Annotated in this window: 16 protein-coding genes and 1 other RNA gene; 4 read left to right on the forward strand and 13 right to left on the reverse strand. The window is 46.0% G+C overall.

All coding sequences use genetic code 11. The annotated features are described in order from the left end of the window. Positions 1–159: 159 nt before the first annotated feature. A complete protein-coding gene (locus QUB10_RS13550) occupies positions 160–2,205 on the forward strand; it encodes a sensor histidine kinase (protein ID WP_333202812.1) in 2,046 nt (681 codons plus the stop codon). Positions 2,206–2,250: 45 nt separating this feature from the next. On the opposite strand, the gene QUB10_RS13555 is transcribed toward QUB10_RS13550, so the two are convergent. The 5 genes from QUB10_RS13555 to QUB10_RS13575 all read right to left on the reverse strand — a co-directional run bounded on the left by QUB10_RS13555 (position 2,251) and on the right by QUB10_RS13575 (position 10,845). Continuing rightward, positions 2,251–3,498: a Gfo/Idh/MocA family oxidoreductase gene (locus tag QUB10_RS13555; protein WP_333202814.1), complete on the reverse strand. Its 1,248-nt coding sequence runs from the start codon at positions 3,496–3,498 to the stop codon at positions 2,251–2,253. A gap of 117 nt (positions 3,499–3,615) precedes the next feature. Next, on the reverse strand, positions 3,616–4,329 hold the full coding sequence (gene rnc / locus QUB10_RS13560) for a ribonuclease III (protein ID WP_333202816.1): 714 nt from the start codon (positions 4,327–4,329) through the stop codon (positions 3,616–3,618). 133 nt (positions 4,330–4,462) lie between these two features. Beyond that, positions 4,463–4,896, reverse strand: an RNA gene (rnpB, locus tag QUB10_RS13565) — RNase P RNA component class A. A gap of 459 nt (positions 4,897–5,355) precedes the next feature. Beyond that, a complete protein-coding gene (gene corA, locus QUB10_RS13570; RefSeq protein ID WP_333202818.1) occupies positions 5,356–6,540 on the reverse strand; it encodes a magnesium/cobalt transporter CorA in 1,185 nt (394 codons plus the stop codon). A gap of 69 nt (positions 6,541–6,609) precedes the next feature. Beyond that, positions 6,610–10,845 (reverse strand): PAS domain-containing protein, encoded by a 4,236-nt coding sequence (locus tag QUB10_RS13575; RefSeq protein WP_333202820.1) that lies wholly within the window; start codon positions 10,843–10,845, stop codon positions 6,610–6,612. Between the two features lie 854 nt (positions 10,846–11,699). Between QUB10_RS13575 and hemG the strand changes: the two genes are divergently transcribed. Continuing rightward, a complete protein-coding gene (gene hemG / locus QUB10_RS13580; protein ID WP_333202822.1) occupies positions 11,700–13,187 on the forward strand; it encodes a protoporphyrinogen oxidase in 1,488 nt (495 codons plus the stop codon). Between the two features lie 119 nt (positions 13,188–13,306). Continuing rightward, positions 13,307–14,512, forward strand: coding sequence for a transposase (locus QUB10_RS13585; RefSeq protein ID WP_333202824.1), 1,206 nt, complete (start codon positions 13,307–13,309; stop codon positions 14,510–14,512). 128 nt (positions 14,513–14,640) lie between these two features. On the opposite strand, the gene QUB10_RS13590 is transcribed toward QUB10_RS13585, so the two are convergent. From QUB10_RS13590 to QUB10_RS13610, 5 genes are all read right to left on the reverse strand, one after another. Then, positions 14,641–15,333 (reverse strand): response regulator transcription factor, encoded by a 693-nt coding sequence (locus QUB10_RS13590; RefSeq protein ID WP_333202826.1) that lies wholly within the window; start codon positions 15,331–15,333, stop codon positions 14,641–14,643. A gap of 105 nt (positions 15,334–15,438) precedes the next feature. Then, entirely contained in the window at positions 15,439–17,724 is a 2,286-nt protein-coding gene (locus QUB10_RS13595) for a hypothetical protein (protein WP_333202828.1), read from the reverse strand. Positions 17,725–18,305: 581 nt separating this feature from the next. Continuing rightward, the gene (gene psb34, locus QUB10_RS13600; RefSeq protein WP_333103838.1) at positions 18,306–18,473 is read right to left on the reverse strand and encodes a photosystem II assembly protein Psb34; all 168 of its coding nucleotides are present in this window, start codon (positions 18,471–18,473) and stop codon (positions 18,306–18,308) included. A gap of 69 nt (positions 18,474–18,542) precedes the next feature. Next, positions 18,543–19,586: a thiazole synthase gene (locus QUB10_RS13605; RefSeq protein ID WP_333202830.1), complete on the reverse strand. Its 1,044-nt coding sequence runs from the start codon at positions 19,584–19,586 to the stop codon at positions 18,543–18,545. Then, on the reverse strand, positions 19,561–20,079 hold the full coding sequence (locus QUB10_RS13610) for a CdiA C-terminal domain-containing protein (protein WP_333202832.1): 519 nt from the start codon (positions 20,077–20,079) through the stop codon (positions 19,561–19,563). The genes QUB10_RS13605 and QUB10_RS13610 overlap by 26 nt, the downstream gene beginning before the upstream one ends. 45 nt (positions 20,080–20,124) lie before the next feature. Between QUB10_RS13610 and QUB10_RS13615 the strand changes: the two genes are divergently transcribed. After that, positions 20,125–20,826 carry a Crp/Fnr family transcriptional regulator gene (locus tag QUB10_RS13615; RefSeq protein ID WP_333202833.1) on the forward strand — a complete coding sequence of 234 codons (702 nt, stop codon included), beginning with the start codon at positions 20,125–20,127 and terminating at the stop codon, positions 20,824–20,826. 251 nt (positions 20,827–21,077) lie between these two features. On the opposite strand, the gene QUB10_RS13620 is transcribed toward QUB10_RS13615, so the two are convergent. From QUB10_RS13620 to QUB10_RS13630, 3 genes are all read right to left on the reverse strand, one after another. Next, the gene (locus tag QUB10_RS13620; protein WP_333103842.1) at positions 21,078–21,413 is read right to left on the reverse strand and encodes a cupin domain-containing protein; all 336 of its coding nucleotides are present in this window, start codon (positions 21,411–21,413) and stop codon (positions 21,078–21,080) included. Between the two features lie 92 nt (positions 21,414–21,505). Then, a complete protein-coding gene (locus QUB10_RS13625; protein WP_333202835.1) occupies positions 21,506–22,285 on the reverse strand; it encodes a class I SAM-dependent methyltransferase in 780 nt (259 codons plus the stop codon). A 242-nt stretch (positions 22,286–22,527) separates the two neighbouring features. Then, a complete protein-coding gene (locus QUB10_RS13630; protein WP_333202837.1) occupies positions 22,528–24,105 on the reverse strand; it encodes a sodium:proton antiporter in 1,578 nt (525 codons plus the stop codon). Positions 24,106–24,114: the final 9 nt, after the last annotated feature.

Here is a 24,114-nt window from a genome sequence, read left to right on the forward strand (position 1 = left end):
CGAGATTACTACAGTGGCTTCTATAATTGTGTTTAAATGTTGTTCTGAAGCTGTGTTGTCCAGTCAGCAGAGCCCCCTAGACAGATTCGCGCTTTCGGTCTGGTTTATTTCACTTTAATGGTCGCTGTTGGGTGTTGCACCTTAATTTAGATATTTCCTATGGTTAAGTTAGGTCAATCCTCCTTTCGCCGTATTTTACTGTCGCGGATTTTGTTGCTCAGCGTACCGGTTCTACTGGTGGGGGAGTATGTTACCTATCGCAAGGCACGCTCGACGCTTCTGGAAACTGCTCGTCAAAACTTGACAGAAAGTGCAGTCAGAAAAGCAGAAACTATTGAACAGTGGGCGAAATCGCTGAAGTCGAATCTGATCGGCGCTTCGGAAAGCTCGATGTTGCAGTCGGTAGATCCGAAGGATTATCAAAAGTTTATCGCCCAATTAGGGCAGCGGTTGCCAGCGCAGGTTGATTGCTTGCAATTGACTAATTTAAAGACAAATCAAGTGATAGCAAGCACTTGCGGGCAGCAGCCGATTCAGTCGTTGCCGGCAAAATTTTGGCCGCCCGTACAGCAGCAGCAAACGCTGCTGGACGAGAAGAGCGTTTACATCAGTCTGTCCTTACCTCCGCAGCGACAGGGGACAGCAAACGATCAGAAGGTGGCTTTGGGGGCTGAGGATTTTCCCGATGCGGGTAAAGAAGGCTCCGATAGCCAAGCGAGTTTGGTGTTGAGCGCTCCTGTTTACATTCGTCGTGGCAATACCCTGCAGTTGAGTTATGCTTTGAGTTTGCAGTCGGCATTGCCTGTGCAAACCAGCGCTCCCAAGGGTTCTTTAGCCGGCTATACGGTGGCGATCGATCAAGATGGGACGATTTTGGCGCACCCGAATATCAATCGCGTGGGCCGCAATATTGACCAAGAGGCAGATGCCGCTCGACTAAAAAGTATTGTCAGAAGGGCGATCGCCGGCGGACAAGCTTTTCTCCACCTATTTTCCTTTGAAAGAAATGGTGTAGAGTTGCTAGCAGGATACGCCGCTATCCCGAGTCCTTCAACTACACAGGAGAACAGCAAGTGGATTATTTTAGCTGTCTCTCGTTTAGATTACGCTCTGTCTGGTTTGGAAGAAATTCAGCAAGTTTTATTTAATTTAATTGTAGGTTTGGTTGCTGCTAGTATCATCGCGACTTTATATCTGTCTCGCGACTTGGCGCGTCCTGTGGAAAAACTGAGAGACTACGCGATGAAAGTAGATACAGAAGCGTCGCAGACAGTGCCACAAAATTTCCAAATTAGGGAATTCAATCAACTATCAGAAGCACTAAACAGCATGGTGCAGGGTCTCAGATCCAGGGCAAAAGCATTGGAAGTCGCAACCAAGGAAGCGCAAGTTGCCAATCAATTAAAAAATGAATTTTTGGGCAATATTTCTCACGAGTTGAGAACGCCCCTCAACGGGATTATTGGTTTTATTCAAATTGTGCGGGACGGCTACTGCGATGACCGAGATGAAGAAATGGAATTTTTACAGCGGGCCCACGACTCGTCAATGCAATTGCTCAATATTATTAATGATATTTTGGACATTGCTAAAATAGAATCCGGCACCTTCTCCATGATGTTAGAAGTAGTTGACATTACCCAGGTACTTGAAGACGCGATTGATTTGCAAGCGGCTCCAATCGAGGAAAAAGGCTTGAAGTTAAGTTTGCCAGAGCCTCATGATCCGATTATTGTTCATGCCGATCCGGAGAAGCTAAAACAGGTGTTTTTAAATGTTTTGAGCAATGCCGTTAAGTTTACAGAGTCGGGGAGCATTAATATATCTGTGCGACTAGAATCGAGGACTAATTCTGGTAGTTTTAACGGCAGTGGGGAAACTACGACTGGCATCAGCGGTCAAAGCGATTGGGTGGTGGTGAAAATTAAAGATACGGGAATTGGTATCGATCCCGAGCACCAGCAGAAATTGTTTCAACCTTTTGTGATGGCTGATGGTTCTACAACTCGCAAGTTTGGCGGTAACGGTTTGGGCTTGGCTATCTCGCGAAGGATAATGGAATCTATGATCGGAAGCATTACCCTGCACAGCGCGGGCGTGAATCAAGGTACTACGGTGATGATTTCTTTGCCTGTTAATCAGCAGTCAAGTTTTTATTTTCACAGCCCGGACTTAGTAACGGAAAAGGGACATTTCAAAAGTTGAGGAGTGATTTTCCCAATCTAAAATCTAAAATCTAAAATCTAAAATCTAAAATGGTATTAGGGGCTGTCCGCCGAGTTCGAGGGATTTGCTCAAAGTGCTGAGAATGCGGATTAATTCGACGGAGGCGGAGCCGGAAGAGGTAAGACAGGGGGTATTTGTTTGCACGCAGTTGAGGAAGCGATCGCACACTCTCCTCAGCGGTTCTACTGGTTCTAAACTCAACACTTCGCGGTGTCTGATGCTTGTTCGCTGCGGCGCGATCCTCTTCGTTGGCGTAGCCCCCGTAGGGGCGGGCTTCGCTAACGCACTTTCAAAAGAGTTATTCTCTTCCCCCCCGCAATTGTGATTGCCGCGCTGCAAAATCAGGGGAGTTTCTGGCGACATTTCATCAAAAATCAAGGTTCCCAAACTGCCAACAACTGTTAAGCGCCGTTGTTTGTCGGGATTTAGCCAGCACAGGTGAATAAATGCTTGAAATCCGTCGGGATAGGTAAGCGTTACCCAAACCAAATCTGCTAGTTTTTCTGCAGGATTAGTAGTCAGCAGTGAATGAGAAAATTGATTTTCAATTTCTGCTGCTTCTTTATTTATTCCTTGTTCCTTGTTCCTTGTTCCTTGTTCCTTGTTCCTGACATCCATTACATCCGTTACATCCGTTACATCCGTTACAGAATCCGTTGCCCAACTTCCTTCTTCCTTTGGAAAAACAGTGCCGATCGCCCTTACTTCAATTGGCGTTTGTTCCAACCAAGTATTGAAAATAGCGATATCGTGAACTGCCAAGTCCCAAAGGGCATCAACGTCATGGCGCACCGGTTCAAAATGCGTGCGCTGGGCGTAACCGTAGCGCAATTTTCCCAGTTGATGCTGTTGAATAATTCTTTGGCCTCGATCGACTGCTGGATGAAACAGATAAGTGTGGTCAACGAAGAGTTGCCGCTGCTGTTTTTCGGCTAATTGACAGAGTTCTATGGCTTCAGTGAGGTTGAGGGCGAGGGGTTTTTCTGCTAAGACGTGGTAGCCTTGTTTCAGCGCTGCTGCTGCGAGGGTGTAGTGTGTGGAAGCTGGAGTGGCGATCGCCACAGCTTGCAGTCCCGGCAAGGCTTGCACTTGAGACCAATCGGTAGCTAGAATCACCGAGGCATCAAGATTAAACTGTTTTTCAACGGCCGCCAATGACTCTCGATTCGGGTCTACCACCGCTAAAACTTCGCTGTTGGGATGTTCTAGAAAGTTGCGAATGAGGTTAACTCCCCAGCGGCCTGCACCCAATACAGCTATTCCGATTTTCATTAATTATAATTTCAAAAATCGCACATTAATTATAGCATATTTTGTTATTATTATCTATGTTTTAACTCAAAAAAATCACTGTTGACTGTTGACTCTTGACAGTCAACCGTCAACTGACTACTGACTACCAACTAATTTATTGAAAGCTACCTGAGCCGCTGCTTGTTCGGCCGCTTTGATCGATCGACCTTTTCCCTCTGCTACCAACTTTCCCTGAATGAGAACTGCTGCGGTAAAACGATCCTCCCCGCCCTGCACTGTCCCGGTTTCTTGCACGCTATATTTGGGCAAAGTTTTGTATTTGCCTTGAGTCAACTCTTGGAGAGCAGCTTTGTAGTTTTGGCGGGCCGGATCGCTGCGGATTTCTGTCGCTAAGCGTTGAAAGTGAAAATCTAGCCAAGGGCGAATTAATTCTAAGCTCTGGGTACTCAAATAAAGCGCAGCCAGTACCGCTTCCAAAGCATCGGCCAGTCGGGGTTCAGCGCCTGTTTTGTCCGAGGCGGCGCTGCTGGAAACAATTAAATAGCGATCGAACCCGTAACTTTCAGCGATTTTAGCAAGAATGCGATCGCTCACCAAGATCGATCGAATAGCAGCAAATTCTCCCACTGTACAGTCAGGATAAGTCTCAAACAACAATTCCGACGCAGCCAGCCGCACAACTGCGTCCCCGACAAACTCTAGTTGCTCGTAATTCGCCTTAGCTGACGCGCTCGCATGAGTCAAAGCTAAATCGAGGAGATGCCATTTTATCGAAGCATTCTTCGTCAGTCCCAATTTTTGAATTACTGTTTCAAGTTGCTTTTGGCGACCCGGATAAATTAGATTCATAGGGCATTGGGCATTGGGCATTGGGCATTGGGCATTGGGGATGTATCTGGTGTATCTCACCTTATTCTAAAAATATCTAAAAATTCTCCCACTCTCCCACTCTCCCCCTCCCCAAGTCTGGGATTTTTGGGGGGGAAAAAGTCGGACATAAGCCGGGTTCTGTTCTCTCAACTGCAAGCAGTTTTCGAGGGCAGTTATCTATCTGGGACGCCTGTTACCAGACGCCTCAAGCGGTACCAAAAAACGGAACTGGTAAAAAACCAACCATAGTCCCTCCGACCTTGCTCCCAACTGGGGTTTACCGAGCCAGCACCTCTCGATGCTGCTGGTGCGCTCTTACCGCACCTTTGCACCCTTACCCCCTAACACTTTGCGATTTTCGATGCTTGATTTTTGATTCAATCTCAAATCTCCAATCTCCAATCTCAAATCGGGGGGCGGTATCTTTCTGTGGCACTATCCTCACGATCGCTCGCACTGGGCGTTACCCAGCAAGTTTGGTTTTTCGGGAGCCCGGACTTTCCTCAGACAAGCTTTCGCTAATCCGCAACCGCCTGCGCCTACTTTTTCCCCAGATTTATTGTACGCGATCGTTCGTCAATCAATTTGGAATTTTAGATTTACGATTTTAAGTTGTCGCCCACTTAATTTGAAAATTTGTGTTTATTCAAACTGGGAGCATCTCATATTTGTAAAAACACTTCTTCTTCGTCCTTCCTTCTGACTCTTTCCTCCTGACTCTTGACTCCTGGCTCCTAACTCCAATTTTGGGCTAGGCTGCTTTCATTGAGATGCTCCCATTCAAACTCTTGTGCGGTGGCCACGAAAGCCCGCCCAACAATTAAATTGCCATGCAAATCCCCTTAAATTCACTCACGGATGAATCAGGAGGCTGAAAATTTGGGAATTATGATGCAAGGATTTATGAAACGGCTTCAACTAGAGACAGGAAACCTTTTTACCTAACAGGATTTTGAATTATTCAATCCTCAATCCAAAATCTCAAACCTCAACTCTTAAATCCGGTTACTTTACTGAGTCATCTTTCACCACAGTAGAAAAATTATCAAACCAGCCGCGTCGCCAGAAGAAGTAAACTAAAGCCGAGGCGATCGCTAGCATAAGTGCCCAACAAAGCGGATAGCCAAAATACCAATTCAGTTCCGGCATATTCAAGGGCGATTTCTCTGTATTGAAATTCATCCCGTATACTCCCGCCACAAAAGTTAGAGGAATAAAGATACTAGAAATTACTGTCAGCAATTTCATAATTTCATTCATTTTATTTCCCACAGATGACAGATAAACATCCATTAAACCCGAAGACAACTCTCGATAGGTTTCCACCATATCCATCACCTGCACCGTGTGATCGTAACAGTCGCGCAGGTAAATTCGCACCTCTGGACTAATCAAATCACTGCTATCTCGAATCAAAACATTAATTGCATCCCGCTGCGGCCAAATTGCGCGGCGCAGCGTCAGCAGTTCTCGCCGGATTTTATAAATTTTTTCCAGGGTTCTGCGGGTGGGGTTCTCCACCACTTCATCCTCTAGTTCTTCTATGCGCTCTCCGTAGACTTCTAATACTGGGAAGAATCCATCTATAATCGAATCTAACAGAGTATAAGCCAGATAATCGGCTCCGTGTTTCCGAATATTTCCTTGTCCTTTACGAATGCGATCGCGCACGGGGCCAAAGCAATCATAGTCCGGTTCTTCCTGAACTGTTAAGAGGTAATGTTTACCCAAAATTAAACTAACTTGTTCTTTATGAAACTTATCTGAATTCGGCTTAAGTATCACCATCCAGGCAATGATTAAAATGTGATCTTCGTAATCTACCACTTTAGGGCGCTGTGGTACATTAACCACATCTTCTTGAGCCATAAGATGCAAATTAAATACTTGGCCCAGGTGGCGCCAAGTTTCTTTGTTTCCTAATCCCAACATATCAACCCAAGAAACAGATGCTGTATCTAAATAGGCCGAAGCTTCTTGAGGGTTTGCCAAGTTGGCGCGAGTAGCTGCTGTGTCGCAATAGTCAATTAATACAATCTCCGGGGGCGGCGCATCTGGTTCTAAGTCGAGAGTTCCCGGCGGAGCCCCCGGATCATCATAAAAATAGTCAACATAGGAATCATCATCATCTTCTTCTTCTTTAATTTGTTTTGCAACTGCACTAGAAGTATGTATGCTTTTGTATACCATGCTAATATTCCTGACTTTTAGTATCTTTAATTAGGTTATCATTTTTATCGTACAACTACCCATTACCCATTACCTCTGCCGAATTGGAATCTCGATCGCAAATTCAGTTCCCTCACCCGGCGCGGAAATGCACTGCAGCGTCCCTCCGTGTCTTTCCACCACAATCTGATAGGAGATAGACAGTCCCAAACCTGTACCTTTGCCTACTGGTTTAGTAGTAAAAAACGGGTCAAATACCCGACACTTAACAGACTCTGCCATGCCACACCCGTTATCTGAAATTACGATCGCCACCCGATTATTCTCCAACACCTCCGTGCGAATCCGAATCCAAGGCAATGTCTCACAACTTAAAGGTAAACTATCAAAATCTTGCCGTTCCTCTTCCGAATAACTCGCCAATTCCAACTTCCTATGCCTGACATTCGCTAAAGCATCAATCGCATTATTTAAAATATTCATAAACACTTGATTTAACTGTCCCACGTAGCACTGTATCTGCGGCAATTTCCCATATTCTTTAACTATTTGAATATGACGAGTTCTGCCATTTTCTTTAATCTTGTGTTGCAAAATCAACAGAGCACTGTCTATTCCTTCGTGAATATTAACACGCTTAAGATCTGATTCTTCCAGGCGGGAAAAGTTACGCAAAGACAGAACTATTTGGCGAATGCGATCGGCTCCAGTTTGAATTGAAGTCAGGAGGTGCGGGAAATCCTCTTTCATGAATTCCAGTTCTATTTCTTCTGCCAAATCTTGGATAACCGCAACAGGTTCCGGGTAGTGTGCCTGGTACAAACTGCACAGTTCCAGCAAGTTTTTCGCATACTCACTAGCGTAAGTGATATTACCATAAATAAAACTGACAGGATTATTGATTTCGTGAGCAATTCCCGCCACTAGCTGTCCCAAACCAGACATTTTTTCCGCTTGAATTAGTTGAGCTTGAGTCCTACCTAATTGTTTCAATGTTTGCTCTAACTGGCGATTTTTATGTTTTAATTGAGCTTCGGCTTGTTTGCGCTTGGTAATATTGCGAGCTAGAATAATAATCTGATCGGAATTAAACGGCAACAGTCGGGCTTCATAAGTTGTTTCTCCTTCCGACATGGAAAGCGAATATTCTATATCGATGGAATTTCTTGTTTCGGAAACTTCAAAGATTGCTTGGGCAAATTGGCAGGCGACATTGTGTGGCAATATGTCTGTCATTCGTTGACCCATAAAATGTTCGGGAGGTACGTATAAACTCGAGGAAGTTCCTGACAAATAATCCACGATTATACCGTCAGCATCTAGTCGAAAATACAAATCAGGTAAAGCGCGAAAAACAGCTTCTAACTCTAAAGTTTTTTGGCGCAATGCTTCCTCGGCGTAGTACCGATCGCTAATATCAAAAATCACCCCGTCCAAATAGCAAACGTTTCCATCTGCGTCGAACATAGGAGAACCTTTATCCCACACCCATTTAACCGTGCCGTCTGCTGCTAGCAAGCGATATTCCAAGTTATAAGACTCTTTTTTTTCTATGCTTTGCCGCATAGTTGCTTCTACTTTTGCCAAATCTTCCGCGTAAATAATGCTAGCAAAAGTCCGGTTTCCCCTGTCCAAAACCCAAATAAAATCTGCCGCATGGTAGCCCGTTAATAAGTAAACGGCATCGCTAATAAAATTAGTCGAAAAATCGCACTTCCAGCGATAAACCACTCCGGGAATATTAGCTACCAAAGACCTAAATCTTGATTCACTTCTACGCAAAGCTGCTTCCGATTCATGTCGTTCTGTAATATCGTGAGCGAAAGCTAGCACTGCAAATACATTACCCTCAGCGTCGCGCAGGGGAAGTTTTTGGGTATCAAAAATATGTACTGAACCGTCAGCAAGAGTTGCCGGATCGCAGGGATTGTGGATGATTTCGCCGGCCATTACAGCAGAGTCGTCTGTGCGGAATCCTCGGATATTTTTGGCCCAATTCCCAAACACGAGTTCTTCTGAAAATCCTAATTCTAAATCAGATTTGCCAATAATTTCTTCGACGGTTTTACCAATTGCTTGAGCGAAACTCTTGTTTGCCAAAATACAGCGAAAATTTTTGTCTTTTGCCAAAATCCAGTCGCTAGTTTTGTCTATTACTGTACGCAGGAGTTGTTCGGAACGTTCGGTTTTTTCCAAAGACGCCTGCAGTTCTAGTTCTAGGCACTTGCGGGTAGTAATGTTTTCAAAAGCAACACCGACGCAGTTGTTGGGTAATGGAAAAGCTTTAATAGAAAAAGCGCGAGTTATGCGGCCACCTTCATCGCACTCAATATCTTCAAGTTCTACGGCTTTCTGGGTGCGAATTACCGAAGCAAATGCTTGGGGAATGTTTTTCGATCGCAGATGGGGAAAAATCTCGTCGATTGTCATTCCCAAAACATCCGCCATTTCTAATCCGGTAAACTTGGTAGCAGCGGGATTGGAGGCGATCGCCCTGAGAGTGCTGTCATCGTCTATATTTTCTAAATGGTAGACGTACAAACCAATTTGCATATTCTCGACAATTTGGTCGTAGAGGCGCACGCTTTCGTCTACCTGCCTGCGTTCGGTAATATCTTCAGTAATCCCCAAAACGTACTGAGGACGCCCTGCAGCGTCGAGAATTGGCACTTTGCGGGTGTGCAGTATTCTCATACCTTTGTGGCGAGTTTGGATCGGCTCTTCGGCTATGTCTTTAACAGTAGATTGGTTGTGCTCACCGGTCAATATTTCCCTGTCTTGAGCAGTAAAAACATCAGCTTGTTCTTTGGGGTAAATATCGTAGTCATTTTTGCCGATCGCCTCTTGAGAGGTAACACCTGCGATCGTTTCTCCCGCTTTATTCCACAGCACAAATTTCAGCGAAGAAGCATCTTTAGCAAAAACCCCCACCGGCAGATTTTCTACTACGGAATTGAGGAACCCTCTAGCTGATTTTAATTCAGCTTCGGCACGCTTGCGTTCGATGCCTAAAGCGATGACATCAGCAACCGATGCTAAAGTTTCCTGAAAAGGTGCTGTCAGCGGCTGGCTGCTGATAATTACCATGACTCCCACCAGCCGTTCTTCGACTATCAAAGGGTAGCCGGCGAAGGTGAGAATTTGCTTGGGAATTTGGCAATTTGTCGGCTTTTGACTGGTGTTGATAATTGCTAATTCGGAACTTTGCGCCTCTGTTGCTTTCGGGGATTCTTCCTCTGGGAGTCCAAAATTATTCAGTTCAAATCCGCAGTCAAATTCCGGTTTTTGCTGTTTGGCGATCGAGTTAACCTTACTTTCAATAAAGCTAGCCCGATCGTCTGTGCGGCTGTAGATTCCCGATGCTGCTTGCAATTGGCAAACATTATGTTGAGAGTTGAAAGTCCAAATTTCAGCCGAAGCGACATCGAGATTTCGCACCATTGCCTCGCAGCAGGGAAGCAGGATATCTTGAGGGTGTTTGGTGAGAGCAATACCCACATCGGCTACCATTGCTGTGAGGCGAGAAGCTTGGGCTTTTTCTGCTTCCAGCCGTTTGCGATCGGTGATATCTTCCACCAAAGAAAGCACGGTAAAAGTGTCGCCACTGCGAATAATCGAGTTGAACCAGCGACACCAAATCACCTGTCCGCTTTTAGTATAGTTGCGGTTAATTGAAGTATTACCGTTGCCGGTGGCTAGCTCAAGCTCGATCGCGCTTACAGCCTCTCTATCTTCCTCGCAAACCAAAGCCAAATCACCGAACTGCTTGCCCATCATATCATCGGATGTCCAGCCAAAGATTTCCTCGGCGCGTTTCGACCACTGAATGATCCGAAAATCTTCATCCCAGCCTACCATTGCCAGCGGACTGTTAGCTGCATTCAACCACAGTAAATGGTTCGATCGGCGCAACTGTTGAGTTTTCTGCTGCTGCCAGCGGTAATGCCTGGTGATATCTCTACCGACGCCCAAAACCCGCATCTGCTTGCTAGAGGCATCCACCGCTGGGGTGTAAGCAGTTTCGTAAATTTTAATCCCGCCGTCTGCCGTCGTCACCTCATGAATTGCCAGCCTTGTTTCCCCGGTAATAAATACTTGTTGCAGGCAACAATCAATCTGCGAGATTATATTTTTGACAGCCGGATTATTAGGATATAATTTCAATAATTCCTGATTAGTTTTGTTGAGTATTTCAGCAGGCTCCAATCCCATCCAACCAGCAGCAATAGGATTGATCGATAAATAATTTTGCTGTCGATCGCACTCTAGGAAAGCATCAACAGAGTTAGAGAAAAAAGACTGAAACGAGTTGATAACTTCCTGCATGGGTATTTTTTCATGAGAAAAGCTTAGTATTACGGAAACCTCGTGTCTTTAGACTCATACCTTGCACTATTTTCAATAAGCTTTTATGGGCGGGCAGGATGCCCAACCCACAAGAAATTAGCTATTTGTGGAACAGGCAAGATGCCTGTTAAGCGAGAATGGTGCAAGATGTGAGTAGATTGATCGAGGTAGCACTCATCAGGCCGTTTTAACTGCCTTGAATATAGATTATTGCTACAGGCGGATACTCGGTCACTTGGTACTTTTATGCTCTACTTTCAACGGAACAATTACCGTTTCAAATATTTCACCTGCGATCGCATAGCAGCTTGAGCTACACCCATATTTTTGATAACCTAATCAGTTAAGACGATAGCTGGTCAACTATGTCTTTTGATTAGGGCATAAAGCCCCATCTCTTCCGAGCGGGGTGCTGACTTGCTTAAGCTCTCAAATTTTCCTAAAGTTAGTTTAACCCACTCAAATCTTTTTGGACACTGTACTGCTGCGTTTCCCGGTGCAATTTTCGGCGCTGTTCCCTATAATACAAAAATTTTAAACAAATAGTATTTTTGGGAATATAGCTTAATAACAGCAGATGGTCTTTTTTTACACCAGACCCAGCGGATACAAAAGCGAGATCGAGAGACGGGGAGACGGGGAGACGGGGAGGTGGGCAGAGGTTAATCCACAACCTGCGAGAAAAATGCTTAAGAAATGCCCGACAGCTTCCCAATTCCCGATTCCCAATTCCCAATTTGGTAATCTGAAAGCGGTTTGGCAGTACGCGAAGCAAAGAACGCAAGCCGTGCAAAGCCATGTAACATAAAGATTGCGATATTTTTCTATGTAATATGGAACTATTAGATACCTTGATTGTGGGTGCGGGTATTAGCGGTTTGAGTTTGGCGCACGCACTTCACAAGGAAGCAACGAATCCATCCTCGCTAAAGATTTTAGTCGCTGAGAGTCAGGGACGTGTGGGCGGGAACATCACCACTGTGACAGCGGGGGGGTTTCTCTGGGAGGAGGGCCCGAACAGTTTTTCGCCGACGCCGGAATTGATGAAGTTGGCTGTGGATGTGGGATTGAAGCAGGAGTTGATTTTTGCCGATCGCAAATTGCCTCGTTTTGTGTATTGGCAAAAAAAACTGCAACCGGTGCCGATGACTCCACCGGCGATGATTCAGTCTCAGTTACTGAGTTTTCCGGGAAAACTGCGGGCGTTGTTCGGGGCTTTGGGGTTTGTCGCGCCGGCAATGGGCGATCGACTTTCGCAGCAGGGTGACGAAGAAACTGTTTCTCAATTTTTCCGCCGTCATCTGGGCACGGAAGTGATGCAGCGGTTGGTGGAACCTTTTGTATCTGGGGTTTATGCCGGCGATCCGCAACAACTTAGCGCGGCGGCGGCTTTTGGGCGGGTAACGAAGATGGCTGATCTCGGTGGCGGGCTGGTGGCGGGGGCGCTGCTTTCTGCTAGGAAAAGACCCCCCCAACCCCCCCTTACCAAGGGGGGGCTAAAGACTGTTGCAGACCCGAATGTTCCTAAAACTAGGCCGGGGGAGTTGGGTTCGTTTAAACAGGGGTTGAAAGCTTTGCCAGAGGCGATCGCTGCTGAATTGGGCGATCGACTGAAACTCAACTGGCATCTGACTCGCCTCGATCGTACACAACGCGAAACTTATATTGCTGTATTCTCCACGCCCGACGGACAGCAGGAAGTTGAAGCGCGTACCGTGGTTTTGACCACGCCGGCTTATGTTACAGCCGATTTGTTGCAGCCTCTGCAACCAGAAGTTAGCAGCGCTTTACAAGCTTTTACTTATCCTACGGTTGCCTGCGTTGTATTAGCATATCCGCACTCAGATGTCAAGGGTAAATTAGTAGGTTTTGGAAATTTAATTCCGAGGGGGCAGGGAATTCGCACTCTGGGGACGATTTGGACATCAAGTTTATTTGCTGATCGCACGCCTGCAGGCTGGCACACTCTCACCAGTTTCATCGGCGGGGCTACAGACTCGGAAATTGGCAATCTCGACTCAGAAGAAATCGTTCGTGAGGTGCACCGAGATTTGTCTCGGATTTTGCTGAAACCAGATGTGCCACAGCCCAAAGTTTTAGCGGTGAATGTGTGGAAGCGGGCGATTCCTCAGTACAATTTGGGGCATTTCGATCGCCTGCAACAAATCGATCAAGGCTTAAAATCTTTGCCGGGGGTGTATTTGTGCAGCAACTACGTTGGCGGCGTGGCTTTGGGAGATTGCGTGCGAAGGGGTTTCGATCGTGCACGAGAAGTGGGCGAGTATTTGCAGAACAAACAATCAGATACTCGATCGATCTGAATTCTTGTGTGGGGAGGGCGGGTTTACCGAAAAAATGGGTTTAAAGCCCCGTCCTTACAGGACGGCTTTAATTCCGTCAAAACTGTGAATTAGTTTTTATATCCATCATAGCGACGTAAATGTTAGTATTTGAAGCCAAGCTAGAAGGAAAGAGGGAGCAGTACGAACGGCTAGACGAAGCCATTCGTACTGCTCGCTTTATTCGTAATAGCTGCATCAGGTACTGGATGGACACAAAAGGTGTAGGTCGCTATGACTTAAGCGCTTATTGTGCAGTCTTAGCCAGGGAATTTCCTTGGGCAGCCAAGCTTAACTCAATGGCTAGGCAGGCTTCGGCCGAAAGAGCTTGGTCAGCGATTGCACGGTTTTTCGACAACTGCAAAAAAGCAAAACCCGGAAAGAAAGGTTTTCCCCGTTTCAAAAAGCATGAAACGCACGGTTCTGTTGAATACAAGACTTGCGGATGGAAGCTTTCTGACGACAGGCGAAATATAACTTTCACCGACGGATTTAAAGCAGGAAGTTTTAAATTATGGGGAACTCGTGACCTACACTTTTATCAGCTAAGTCAAGTCAAGCGGGTTCGCGTAGTTCGTCGAGCCGATGGATACTACGTGCAATTCTGTATTGATGCCGAACGAAATGAAAAGCGGGAACCTACGGGACGAACCATTGGTTTAGACGTAGGGTTAACGCACTTCTATACAGACTCTGACGGAAACACCGTAGAGAATCCACGTCATTTGAGAAAGTCCCAGAGGTCGCTTAAAAAGCTTAATCGCAGGCTTTCTAGAACGCAGAAAGGCTCTAAAAATAGAGCTAAGGCTCGGAATCATTTAAGTAGAAAACACCTCAAGGTAAGTAGGCGGCGTAAAGACTTTGCCGTGAAATTAGCAAGGTGCGTAGTCCAGTCCAACGACTTGGTAGCCTATGAAGACTTGTCGGTGCGTAACATGGTTAAAAATAAAAAGCTGTCCAAGTCTATATCAGATGCAGCCTGGACAGCTTTTAGGAATTGGGTTGAATATTTTGGCAAAGTATTTGGGGTGGCGACTGTTGCAGTACCGCCTCACTATACAAGCCAAAACTGTTCTAGTTGCGGGAAAGTGGCGAAGAAATCGTTAAGTCAAAGAACACATATTTGTCCGCATTGTGGATTTGTTTTAGACCGAGATTGGAATGCGGCTCGCAACATATTAGAACTAGGATTGCGTACCGTAGGGCATACGGGAACCTCAAACGCCTCTGGAGATATCGACCTCTGTTTGAATGAGGAGACTCTTTCAAATAAGTCGGGTCGCCGAAAGAGGAAGCCTAAACAGTGATGTTTAGAATCACCGTGGCTTTAGCCCGGTGAGAATGTCAAAAATATCGAGTATGTTAATCCGAGATATTGGTGAACCCGCGCCTACAGCCTTCTGCCTTCATATCCGCTGCCTAATGCCGAATGTTACTAGGTTGTGGGTTCAAACTTGTAACCCACCCCCCGGACGGTTTGAATCATCGGCATTTGATTGGGATCTAGTTCAATTTTGCGGCGAATTTGACCTATATGGACATCCACCACGCGATCTGCTCCTACATACTCGTAGTCCCAAACTTCATGCAGCAATTCCGATCGCCTCCACACGCGACCGGGTTTGCTGGCCAAACAGTAAAGCAGGTCGAATTCTAAAGCAGTCAAAGCAACTATCTGACTGCCGAGAATTACCTCGCGGCGAACCGGATCTATTAGTAGCTCTCCAAAAGTAAGAGTTTGTTGTTCGGCGGGAGTAACAATGCGTTTGCGCTTCAAAATTGCTGCAACGCGAGCTCCAATCTCTACAAGACTAAAAGGTTTAGTAATGTAGTCGTCAGCACCTTCGGCAAACCCTTTCATTTTGTCAGCTTCATCGGTTCGGGCAGTCAGCATCAACACAAACACGCCCGTGCGTCTTTGCATTTCTTGACACAGTTTGTAGCCAGTCGTATCAGGTAAATTTACATCTAGAACTACTAAGTCAGGATTGAGTTGCTCAAATAATTCCAGACCAGTCTGACCGTCCTGGCCAGACTCAACTTGATAACCTTGCTGGCTCAAAAAACGATGAATTAAATTTCGGATTGCCGGGTCGTCATCAACCACAAGGATTTTTACAGGGGCCATGACCACAAGTTTGCTTGAAGAATTAGGCAAGAATATTCAGCCATAATAATAGAAAACTGGATACAAATCTCGAAAAAATTGAGCTTTTAATAGTTATAGCTCTCTTTATAACCTACGCAAAATTTCAGGCAATAAATCTCCAGGAACTTTGGATAAGGCTAAATTTTGGCCTGGCAGCCCACATTCACTATAGAAAGCTCTAATCGTTTTGACAATATAGCTCAATGCTGTTTGCCGGGAATCAGCAGCTTGGGAGTTTGCCGGGGCTTGCAGGTTGAGTTTATCCCCATATGTTAACCCTTTGTCATTGAGATATTGTCCCCATTCGGCGCACACTTGCAACTGGTGCTGCAGCGCTGCTTCTAGATGGCTTGTCTGTGCGACTTTGTTAGCGGCGAAATCTGGGTCTGTGGCTAGTTGATAGTGGGCTAGTCCGAGATTGTTACGGGCGGCCAAGGCGTCAAAAGTGAGTTTGGTTCGATCGATCTCTCCGGCAATATCCAGGGCGGCTTCGTAGGCGGTAATCGCCTGCTGCAATGATTCCGTCCGCGCCTGTTTCTGCTGAAACTGGTTCGCCAAATGCCAATAAGCGGTACCGAGATTGTTGTAGGTGGCTGCTGCTGCTGCGGGTACTAATTCTCTGGTGCGGTATTTCAATGCTTCGCGGTAGGCGGAAATCGCCCTGACTAGCAGGGGTTCTGAGGGTTGGTGCTGGGCGAGGTTCCAGCAGGCGGTACCGAGGTTGTTTTGCACTCCGGCATAGTTGAGGGGTTCTCGTTCGGGACTGTAACAGGAGAGGGCTTGGGTGTAAGCTGCGATCGCACTTTTGAGATATACGATCGGCTCACCATCTTGGGCTAAATTCCAGTATGCTGTCGCCAAATTATTCTGAGCAGCAGCGTACTGCTGAGGCTCCACGGCGGGATCGAGATCCAGCAGCGCTTGTTGGTAAGCTGCAACTGCGTGCTGCAAGTTCTCTGTCTTGTCTCGATAGCGGGCTAAATCGGCCGAGGCGATTCCCAAGTTTTTGTTTAATCTAACGCGGGTTTGGGGTACGGTTTCGGCATCTGTTCGGTTCAAACCTTCAAGGTAGAGGGCGATGCTGCGTTCAAGACAGGATACTGGATCTGAGGCGTTATGCTGCGTGCGATCGCGCGACAGCATCCAGTAGAGAGTGCCGAGATCGTTGAGGAGATCGGAAATTGGCGGTAGAGTGTTGGACTCCTGGGCGTACTGAGTTAAATTTTCTGTCAATTGGGCAATCAGCCGCGCGCATTCCTCAGTTAGTGGTTGATTTTGCTGCGAGTTGCTGTCAACTTCGAGATAGGCAATCACTTGTTCGATCGCGCGAATGGCGATTGTCAGGTTTTGCTCTGAAACGTCTCCGCCCAGAATGCGATCGCGGTAGTAATTTCCCAAACCGTGATAAGCCAAAGCCAATGCTTCGGAACAACACTGATGTTCTTGCAGCAGTTCGATGTATTGCAGGGTTTGCAGCGGCAGAAAATTCTCCTCTGATGCGGCATTATTTTCGGCTGCCAAATCCTCAGAAGCCGCTGCTAGCACCAAATCTGCCAGTTGGACGGATTTAGAATCTGGCGCTGGGGACGGGGGATGGGAAATTGGGGATGGTTCCTCATCTGCCAGTTGGACGGATTTAGAATCTGGCGCTGGGGACGGGGGATAGGCAATTGGGAATTGTTCATCTGGAATTGGGGATTGTTCGTCGGGAATTGGGGATTGTCCAGACAAAGAAGATATTAAAAGTTGGTTGCCAAAGTCTCCGCTGTCCCGCAAGTTTCGCAAGTCTCCTGAGTTCCCGAAGTCCTCAAAGTGCCCGAAGTCTTCCTTAGCTGGAGTTGGTTCGCCTTCAAACTCAAATACTCCGGTTCGCCAGTGCCAAAATTCCGGGGCCGATTGTTCGATCGAACTTAGCCAGGGCCGCGACACCCACAGCAACAGAGTAGACTCGCACAATTGCAGGTTTACTTCGATGTCTCTCAAATAGCTCAGGAACGACCACTGCACGGCTGCTGACTGCCTGGTCAGGTGTTCGGCCCCGATAATTTGAAATCCCGGCAAAGGGCTGTAGCTGCCTCTGTTTTGCGGCGGTGGGTGTTGGGTCAGCCACGCGGCGATCGAACCCCAAGGATTTGGATCGCTCAAGTCGAGTTCCAAACTGACAAATCGGGGGTAGTCGATCCGAGGATCGGAGCCTGCGCTCTCTGCGATTAATTCTGTGTGCAAGCGGGCTGCCAGACAGTCCCGCAAGCACAAGTCGTCGCAGGCGGCGATAAAAATTTGACGGCGTAAATTGAGGTCGATCGCCTGTTTCAAGCGTTGGTAGATCAGCTTGTTCGAGCTAGAAACTTTTTGGGAAGGAATAGACATCAGGAGCAGCCGATTTTAGATTTTAGATTTTAGGTTTTAGGTTTTAGATTTTGGATTGTAGATTTTAGAGTTGAGAGTTGAAATCTCGATCGCTCATAACTCACAACTTGCGCCCCGAAGGCAGTCAATCGATTTTAGATTTTAGATTTTAGATTTTAGATTGAAGCCTTGACCGCACGGATAAATTCGGGGGCTCCTTTATCGGATACAGGTTTTTTATTTCTGGGCCCTGAGTCTGCTTTCGGAATGAATCACGTGGCGGGTATCCTGGATGCTTGATTGTCAATCGCACCGGTGATGACTAAAGGATTGTAGATGTTCAATTGGCAATTTTATGTGGGTGACGAACCCGTGTTAGTATTTGCAACCCAAGTCCCTGAACCCGAAAGCAGAGAGGAAAAAACCAAATTTCTGCTTGTCTTATTTAGCTTTCGGGCTCGCTCGGCACGCTTCAGGATTGTCGCAACTACCTGCTTTTATTGAAACACAAAAACCATGTTTCCTTGGGAAAGGAAAACATGGTTTCTCGAAGGATTATTTAAAATTGCGATTTGAAGCAGCTTTGAGTCTCAGGCCAGTTTTCAGACGGAGGCAGCCACGTACACCAAACCGGCGACTAACATGGCTGCTGCAATACCCAGGATGATGTAGTTCCGCTGCTGGTTCTTGTTAGGAGGTACGGCTTCATACACCTTCGGCTCTTTAGCAAAGTTGTTCAGGCGTCCATCGTCATCTTTGATGTAAGGCATCAGTCACAATCCTTAATATTTTTGATGTTTACAACTGTACCAAAAAAGCGCCCAGGAAAATTCAGGAATTTATTTTGACGTGACGGTGCCTGTTTGGGGGGAAGAGGCGATCGCATAATCTTTGATCGGCATTCTGCCTGCTAAGTACGCCATCCGCCCCGCTTCTGCTGCCATGGACATTGCTTTTGCCATTGCCGGGGAATTTTGGGCATTGGCGATCGCGGAATTAATCAACAGTGCATCGGCTCCCATTTCCATTGCTCGCGCCGCTTCGCTGGGGGTTCCGATCCCCGCATCGACAACCACAGGAACCTTCACCGTGTCAATAATTATTTGAATGTTGGCCGCATTGTTGATCCCTTGTCCTGAACCAATGGGGGAACCTAAAGGCATGACTGTCGCACAACCGACTTCTTCGAGGCGTTTTGCCAGCAGGGGATCGGCATTGATGTAGGGCAAAACGGCAAAACCTTCTTTAACTAATTGTTCTGCCGCTTCCAAAGTGCCGATCGGATCTGGCAGCAAATATTTAGCATCGGGAATCACTTCTAATTTGACAAAATTATTGTCTTCTTGCCCTAAAAGTTTCGCCATTTCCCGCCCCAAACGAGCTACTCTAATCGCCTCATCCGCAGTTTGACAACCGGCAGTATTTGGCAGCATCCAGATTTTAGTCCAATCGAGAGCCTCTGCCAATCCTTCATGCCCCGGAGCATTTGTTTGCACTCGCCGCACAGCTACAGTCACAATTTCGCACCTGCTAGCGTTGACACTTTGCTGCATTTCTGCGATGCTGCGATATTTTCCCGTCCCCGTCATCAAACGAGAATGAAAAGTTTTGCCGGCAATAACCAGAGGTCGATCGGAGATAGTGAGGGGTGGCGCTATGTGTCCGTGTTTTGGGTCTCCAAAAATAGCATATTCTAGCCCCTTTTCCCATTCTTCTCTGCCTCCGAGCATATTTTCTAGCAGCCAACCTTCTTTATTGGTGAGTTCGTCCCGAGTTACTGCGTAGAGGATCTCTCCAACAATAATCAATCTTGCATCCCGCGGCATATTATTTTTTATACCGTTATTTACGATTTCTTCAAATTCTTGAAAAACGCTGCCCATTTTCCCATTCCTCTCTAGTAATTTTTAGAACAGATTGGTTGTTGAAAACCAAAATGATAGTTTGCATGAGATGCTTAACATCCCAATATATGGCTTGCCTGATGCCTTCGTCTATCTCTCGAATGTCGTAAATTTCTATATTTACGTGAAAAATGACTGCATTTGCACTTTGATTTTTGGCTTTTCCCAACCCTTCTTGGACTCTATTTTTTAAATTACTCGACTCTTTTGTTAATTCCTTAAATTCGCAAATTTGACCGTCAACGTCAGCGTCTGGAGTTTTAGTTCCCGACGGTGCTTGTTCGCTCAAAAGTCTAACTCTCTTTCCCATTTTCGCCAAAACTTCAGACACAAAAATTTCGGAATTATTAAGATTATGGTCTTGGTGGACGAGTACAAATCCGCCAGCTATCTCATCAAAATAATAGCGCCGATATTCTGGTTCTGCCTTTTCGTAGATGGCTCTGCTTGTCTCGATATATTCTGAATTCACCGTTACTATACTCTCAATGGACTCGGATCGGGTAGAGTTAAATCTATGAAAGCAAATGTCGAGCAACTGGCTAAAATTGGAATATTTGCCAGCTTAAACCAAACTGAATTAGAGCGATTGCAAGAACACACAGTAATTCGGAGTTACCGACAGGGAGAAGTTGTGATGTATGAGGGCGATCGCATCCCGGAAAAATTATACACTCTTTTGAGCGGTTCTCTGCGGGTTGCAAAAACAGCGGCAGCGGGCAAAGAAACAATTCTCCGCACTTTATTTCAGGGAGATATTTTTGCCGCACCTGCTTTGCTAGGCAACGGCATTGCCCCCGCAACGGTGACTGCAGAAACTGATGTGGAAGTTCTTACCACAGAACGGGAAGTTTTGCTAGCAGCAATTCGGGAAAATCCTGAGATTGCCTTGCGAATATTGGCGGTGTTTAATCAGCGGTTGCAGCAACTGCACGAGACTGTGCACGGTTTGGTGTCGGAAAGGGCGATCGTGCGGCTGGCCCGATTTATTCATTACTTTGGCGTCGAGCAAGGTAGGAAGATGGCGGATAATAGTGTATGTTTAGAAAAACGTTTTCCCTACTATCAAATTGCTCGCAGTATTGGCATTACCTACGAAGAATGCGTGCGGTTGTTTAAGAAACTCAAGCCGTTTGTCTCCTACAGTCGAGGCGGTAAAATTATTATATTAGATTGGGAAAAATTGGAGGATGTCGCCTCTGGAGATGAAATAGAATAAATGTTAAAATCCCAATGCTCGTAGGGGCGGGTTTTACCAACAATTTACGTCTCAAACTAACAATCTCGTAAACCCGCCCCGCCCCAACTGATGATGCTACGGGACATGATTTCACAAACAATATTTGACTGCAACTCACTATCTACATAAACCCGCCCCGATTCACGGGTTGTGGGGGGCGGGTTTATGAGATTATTGATTTTAGTCAATTATGGTTGGTAAAACCCGCCCCTACAGCAATATTTATGGGATTAATGAGGCTCGGAAAGTGTCAAAATAAACGCCAAATTTTCTTCGGCTTTCAAAGCGTGAAGAGCTTGACCGGGCATGAAGATAAATACCCCCGGTTCCAAAACAATATCCTTGCCTTCCAAAGTCAAAATACCCTTGCCTTCGATGACATTAACTGTGGCATTCCGTGCAGAGGAGTGTTCCGAAATTTCCGTTCCTGCAGCCAGACAAAATAAACTGTACTGACAATTATTGTCTTTGACTAAAATTTTGTTCAGCACTCCGGCGGCGGGATATTCAATTGCGTCTCGGAGTTGGATTGCTGAAGATTGTAGCGGTAAAAGAGTAGTAGTCATAGTTTTTGACAATTAATTAATTTGGTCACAAGTCTCGAATTTATCAGTGGCTTCACTTTCTTCCATCGAAAATCGAAAATCGATTGAGTCGGTTAAGATTGTTTTTTGGCAGAGATAACGATGTAGCCTAGATCCTGTTGGTAATGCTGGAAAACTCGACGCATTGCTAATATACGATCGCGAATTTGCGATCGACTTAATATATTCCACACAATCCGCACAGTACCCACAAACCCTTCATCTTGCAGCATTCGCGACAAATTTAGGAGGCCCATCGCCCCAGTTTGACACTTTTCTACTTGCAAACCCGCGTTTTGGTAAAGAGCAATCCAGCCAGACTCAGACAAAGGCGTTGAATTAGCCCGAGTCACTTCTGATAAAGCTTTTTGAATTTCTGATTCTCGGTTTCTAGCTAAAAGTTCGTGAGAGAGAAACTTGCCACCTGGTTTTAGCCGATCGCAAATTCCCGATACAATTTTAGCTTTCCCCGACGGTGACTGCATTGTCAGGATAGCTTCAGCCAACACCCAATCAAACTGTTGGGAAATCCGATCCAAGTGAAAAATATCTCCTTCCACAATTTCTACTCGATCGCTCAAACCGGCTGCTGCAACATTAGCACGAGCGCGGGCCACACTTTCGGGATTTTTCTCAACTCCCACTACTTTTACGCCAAAACGTTCAACAAGGGCGATCGAACTATATCCAAAACTAGCCGCCAACTCCAAAACAGTCTCGTCCGGTTGAAAATCCGCCCATTCAAATAACTGTTCCGTAGCAATTTTCCCCCCCGGCCTCAGCATTTTCTTACCCGCCGCGGCCAGAACTTGATGTCCGGGTGCAGTCTTAAAATTGAGAGCAGTATTGGTCATTAAATTGACCTCCTATTTAACCTTACTCTCAGTTTGCCAAATTATCCCAAATCTTTCTATGATCTAGCTCATATTCAAATTATCGTAGGCTGACGAACCCTACAATATCAGGAATTATACCATGTCAGACCCTCAACAATTCGGACTGTTTTTGATTGCCCACAATGGTTTCAGTCGAAAGCCCAACACCCGTACTCGTTGTAGTAGAACTTATTTCTGTTAATCCTGCCAACGAATTCGCTTTAAGAAACAATTGTCTCATTCCGCTCTTTAAAACATTGCTGCAACACAGAAACAGGCAGCTCATTCAATTGACCCGATCGCACAAATTCAGCATAAGTATCAGCCTCTATTGCCTCCAAATCCCCTTCGAGTTTGTCGATAGTCATTTGCCGCAGTTCAGGAGACCGATCGTACATTTGATTGATTTCTGCTTGCAGCAAGTTTAATTTTTCTTGAAGCTGACTCACGAGATGATTAGAAAACTCAGGCTCGATTTTACGATCGCTCGATACTTCAGATAGATGCTTGAGAACCCGATTGAGAGCAACACGTTGGGCGATCGCCTCCAGATACTCCTGGCGGAACTCCTGGTTGTTCAACAACCCCAGTTTTTCCAGCAGCGCCTTGGTGGTTAAACCTTGTACTAGCAGCGTAAATAAAACTACGCCAAACACGATCGCAATAATTTTTGGTCGATCGGGCAGAACATGGGGTACGCTCAAAGCTAAAGCAATCGAGACAGAACCCCGTAATCCTCCCCACCAAATCACAGTTTGATCTGGCAATGAAATTTTAGATTTTCCTAACCAATTGCTCAACCATCCTAGACCAAAAATAGCGATCGCTCGCGTCACAAACATCGCCACTACAGTTATGCCAATCACTCCTAAATTCGCTCCCAAATCAGCAAACCTTATCTGATCGCCAATCAGCAGGAACATGATCGAATTTACAAAAAACGCCAAAAAATTCCAAAATTGTGTTACCGCAAGTCTGGTACTGGGTTGCATACCAATCTGAGAGCCAAAATTGCCAAATATCAAGCCCATCGTCACCACTCCAATCACCCCTGAACCACCCAATTCCTCCACAATTATATAAGTGCCGTAGGCGGAAACTAAGGTTAACGATTGCTCCACCAAAGGTAAATCAAATGGTTGAGTCAGATAAGAAACTCCAAAACCGATTAAACTGCCGACAACAACCCCAATTCCCACAAAAGCTAAGAAACGCGCAATCAGAATTGGGATGCCAACGTCATCAGTCCCTAGAGAGAATCCCACCAAAAAACTAAAGGCAACAATAGCAATGCCATCATTAAATAAACTCTCTCCCTCCACCAGCAAAGCTAGGCGTTTTTCCACTCCCAGTTCCCGGAACAATGCAATTACAGAAACAGGATCAGTAGCAGATATACTAGCTCCTACCAACAGAGCGATCGCTAAAGAAACTCCCGCTATTTGGTTGAGAGCAAAAGCCACGCCAGCAACAGAAATAACAACACCCAAAACCGCATAAAGAGCGATCGGCAGCAAATCCCGCTTGAGTTTAGACCATTCCAGATTCCAAGCAGCTTCAAACAACAGAGGCGGCAAAAAAATCAACAGAATTAGTTTCGGTGAAAGCGTCACCAGCCGCACATCTATAAAAGCCAAACCCAACCCGACAATTACTAACAGCAGCGTGTAGGGAATTTTGCTCAGCCACCCAAAGATTTGCGGCAGCGTCGCCACAGTTAAGGAAACCGCTAGCACTAAGAGAAATTGCTTCAGATTCCCCTCGATCGTCACTTGGTTAATTAGAGTTTCTGGGGTCATATAATTAGG

This window comes from Microcoleus sp. B5-D4, from assembly GCF_036705145.1.
Classification (GTDB): Bacteria; Cyanobacteriota; Cyanobacteriia; order Cyanobacteriales; family Microcoleaceae; genus Microcoleus.

Excerpts from the sequence above, each read along its gene's own strand:
- QUB10_RS13550 (WP_333202812.1), top strand. The coding sequence starts at position 160 with ATGGTTAAGTTAGGTCAATCCTCCTTTCGCCGTATTTTACTGTCGCGG.
- QUB10_RS13555 (WP_333202814.1), bottom strand. The coding sequence starts at position 3,498 with ATGAAAATCGGAATAGCTGTATTGGGTGCAGGCCGCTGGGGAGTTAAC.
- rnc (WP_333202816.1), bottom strand. The coding sequence starts at position 4,329 with ATGAATCTAATTTATCCGGGTCGCCAAAAGCAACTTGAAACAGTAATT.
- corA (WP_333202818.1), bottom strand. The coding sequence starts at position 6,540 with ATGGTATACAAAAGCATACATACTTCTAGTGCAGTTGCAAAACAAATT.
- QUB10_RS13575 (WP_333202820.1), bottom strand. The coding sequence starts at position 10,845 with ATGCAGGAAGTTATCAACTCGTTTCAGTCTTTTTTCTCTAACTCTGTT.
- hemG (WP_333202822.1), top strand. The coding sequence starts at position 11,700 with ATGGAACTATTAGATACCTTGATTGTGGGTGCGGGTATTAGCGGTTTG.
- QUB10_RS13585 (WP_333202824.1), top strand. The coding sequence starts at position 13,307 with ATGTTAGTATTTGAAGCCAAGCTAGAAGGAAAGAGGGAGCAGTACGAA.
- QUB10_RS13590 (WP_333202826.1), bottom strand. The coding sequence starts at position 15,333 with ATGGCCCCTGTAAAAATCCTTGTGGTTGATGACGACCCGGCAATCCGA.
- QUB10_RS13595 (WP_333202828.1), bottom strand. The coding sequence starts at position 17,724 with ATGTCTATTCCTTCCCAAAAAGTTTCTAGCTCGAACAAGCTGATCTAC.
- psb34 (WP_333103838.1), bottom strand. The coding sequence starts at position 18,473 with ATGCCTTACATCAAAGATGACGATGGACGCCTGAACAACTTTGCTAAA.
- QUB10_RS13605 (WP_333202830.1), bottom strand. The coding sequence starts at position 19,586 with ATGGGCAGCGTTTTTCAAGAATTTGAAGAAATCGTAAATAACGGTATA.
- QUB10_RS13615 (WP_333202833.1), top strand. The coding sequence starts at position 20,125 with ATGAAAGCAAATGTCGAGCAACTGGCTAAAATTGGAATATTTGCCAGC.
- QUB10_RS13620 (WP_333103842.1), bottom strand. The coding sequence starts at position 21,413 with ATGACTACTACTCTTTTACCGCTACAATCTTCAGCAATCCAACTCCGA.
- QUB10_RS13625 (WP_333202835.1), bottom strand. The coding sequence starts at position 22,285 with ATGACCAATACTGCTCTCAATTTTAAGACTGCACCCGGACATCAAGTT.
- QUB10_RS13630 (WP_333202837.1), bottom strand. The coding sequence starts at position 24,105 with ATGACCCCAGAAACTCTAATTAACCAAGTGACGATCGAGGGGAATCTG.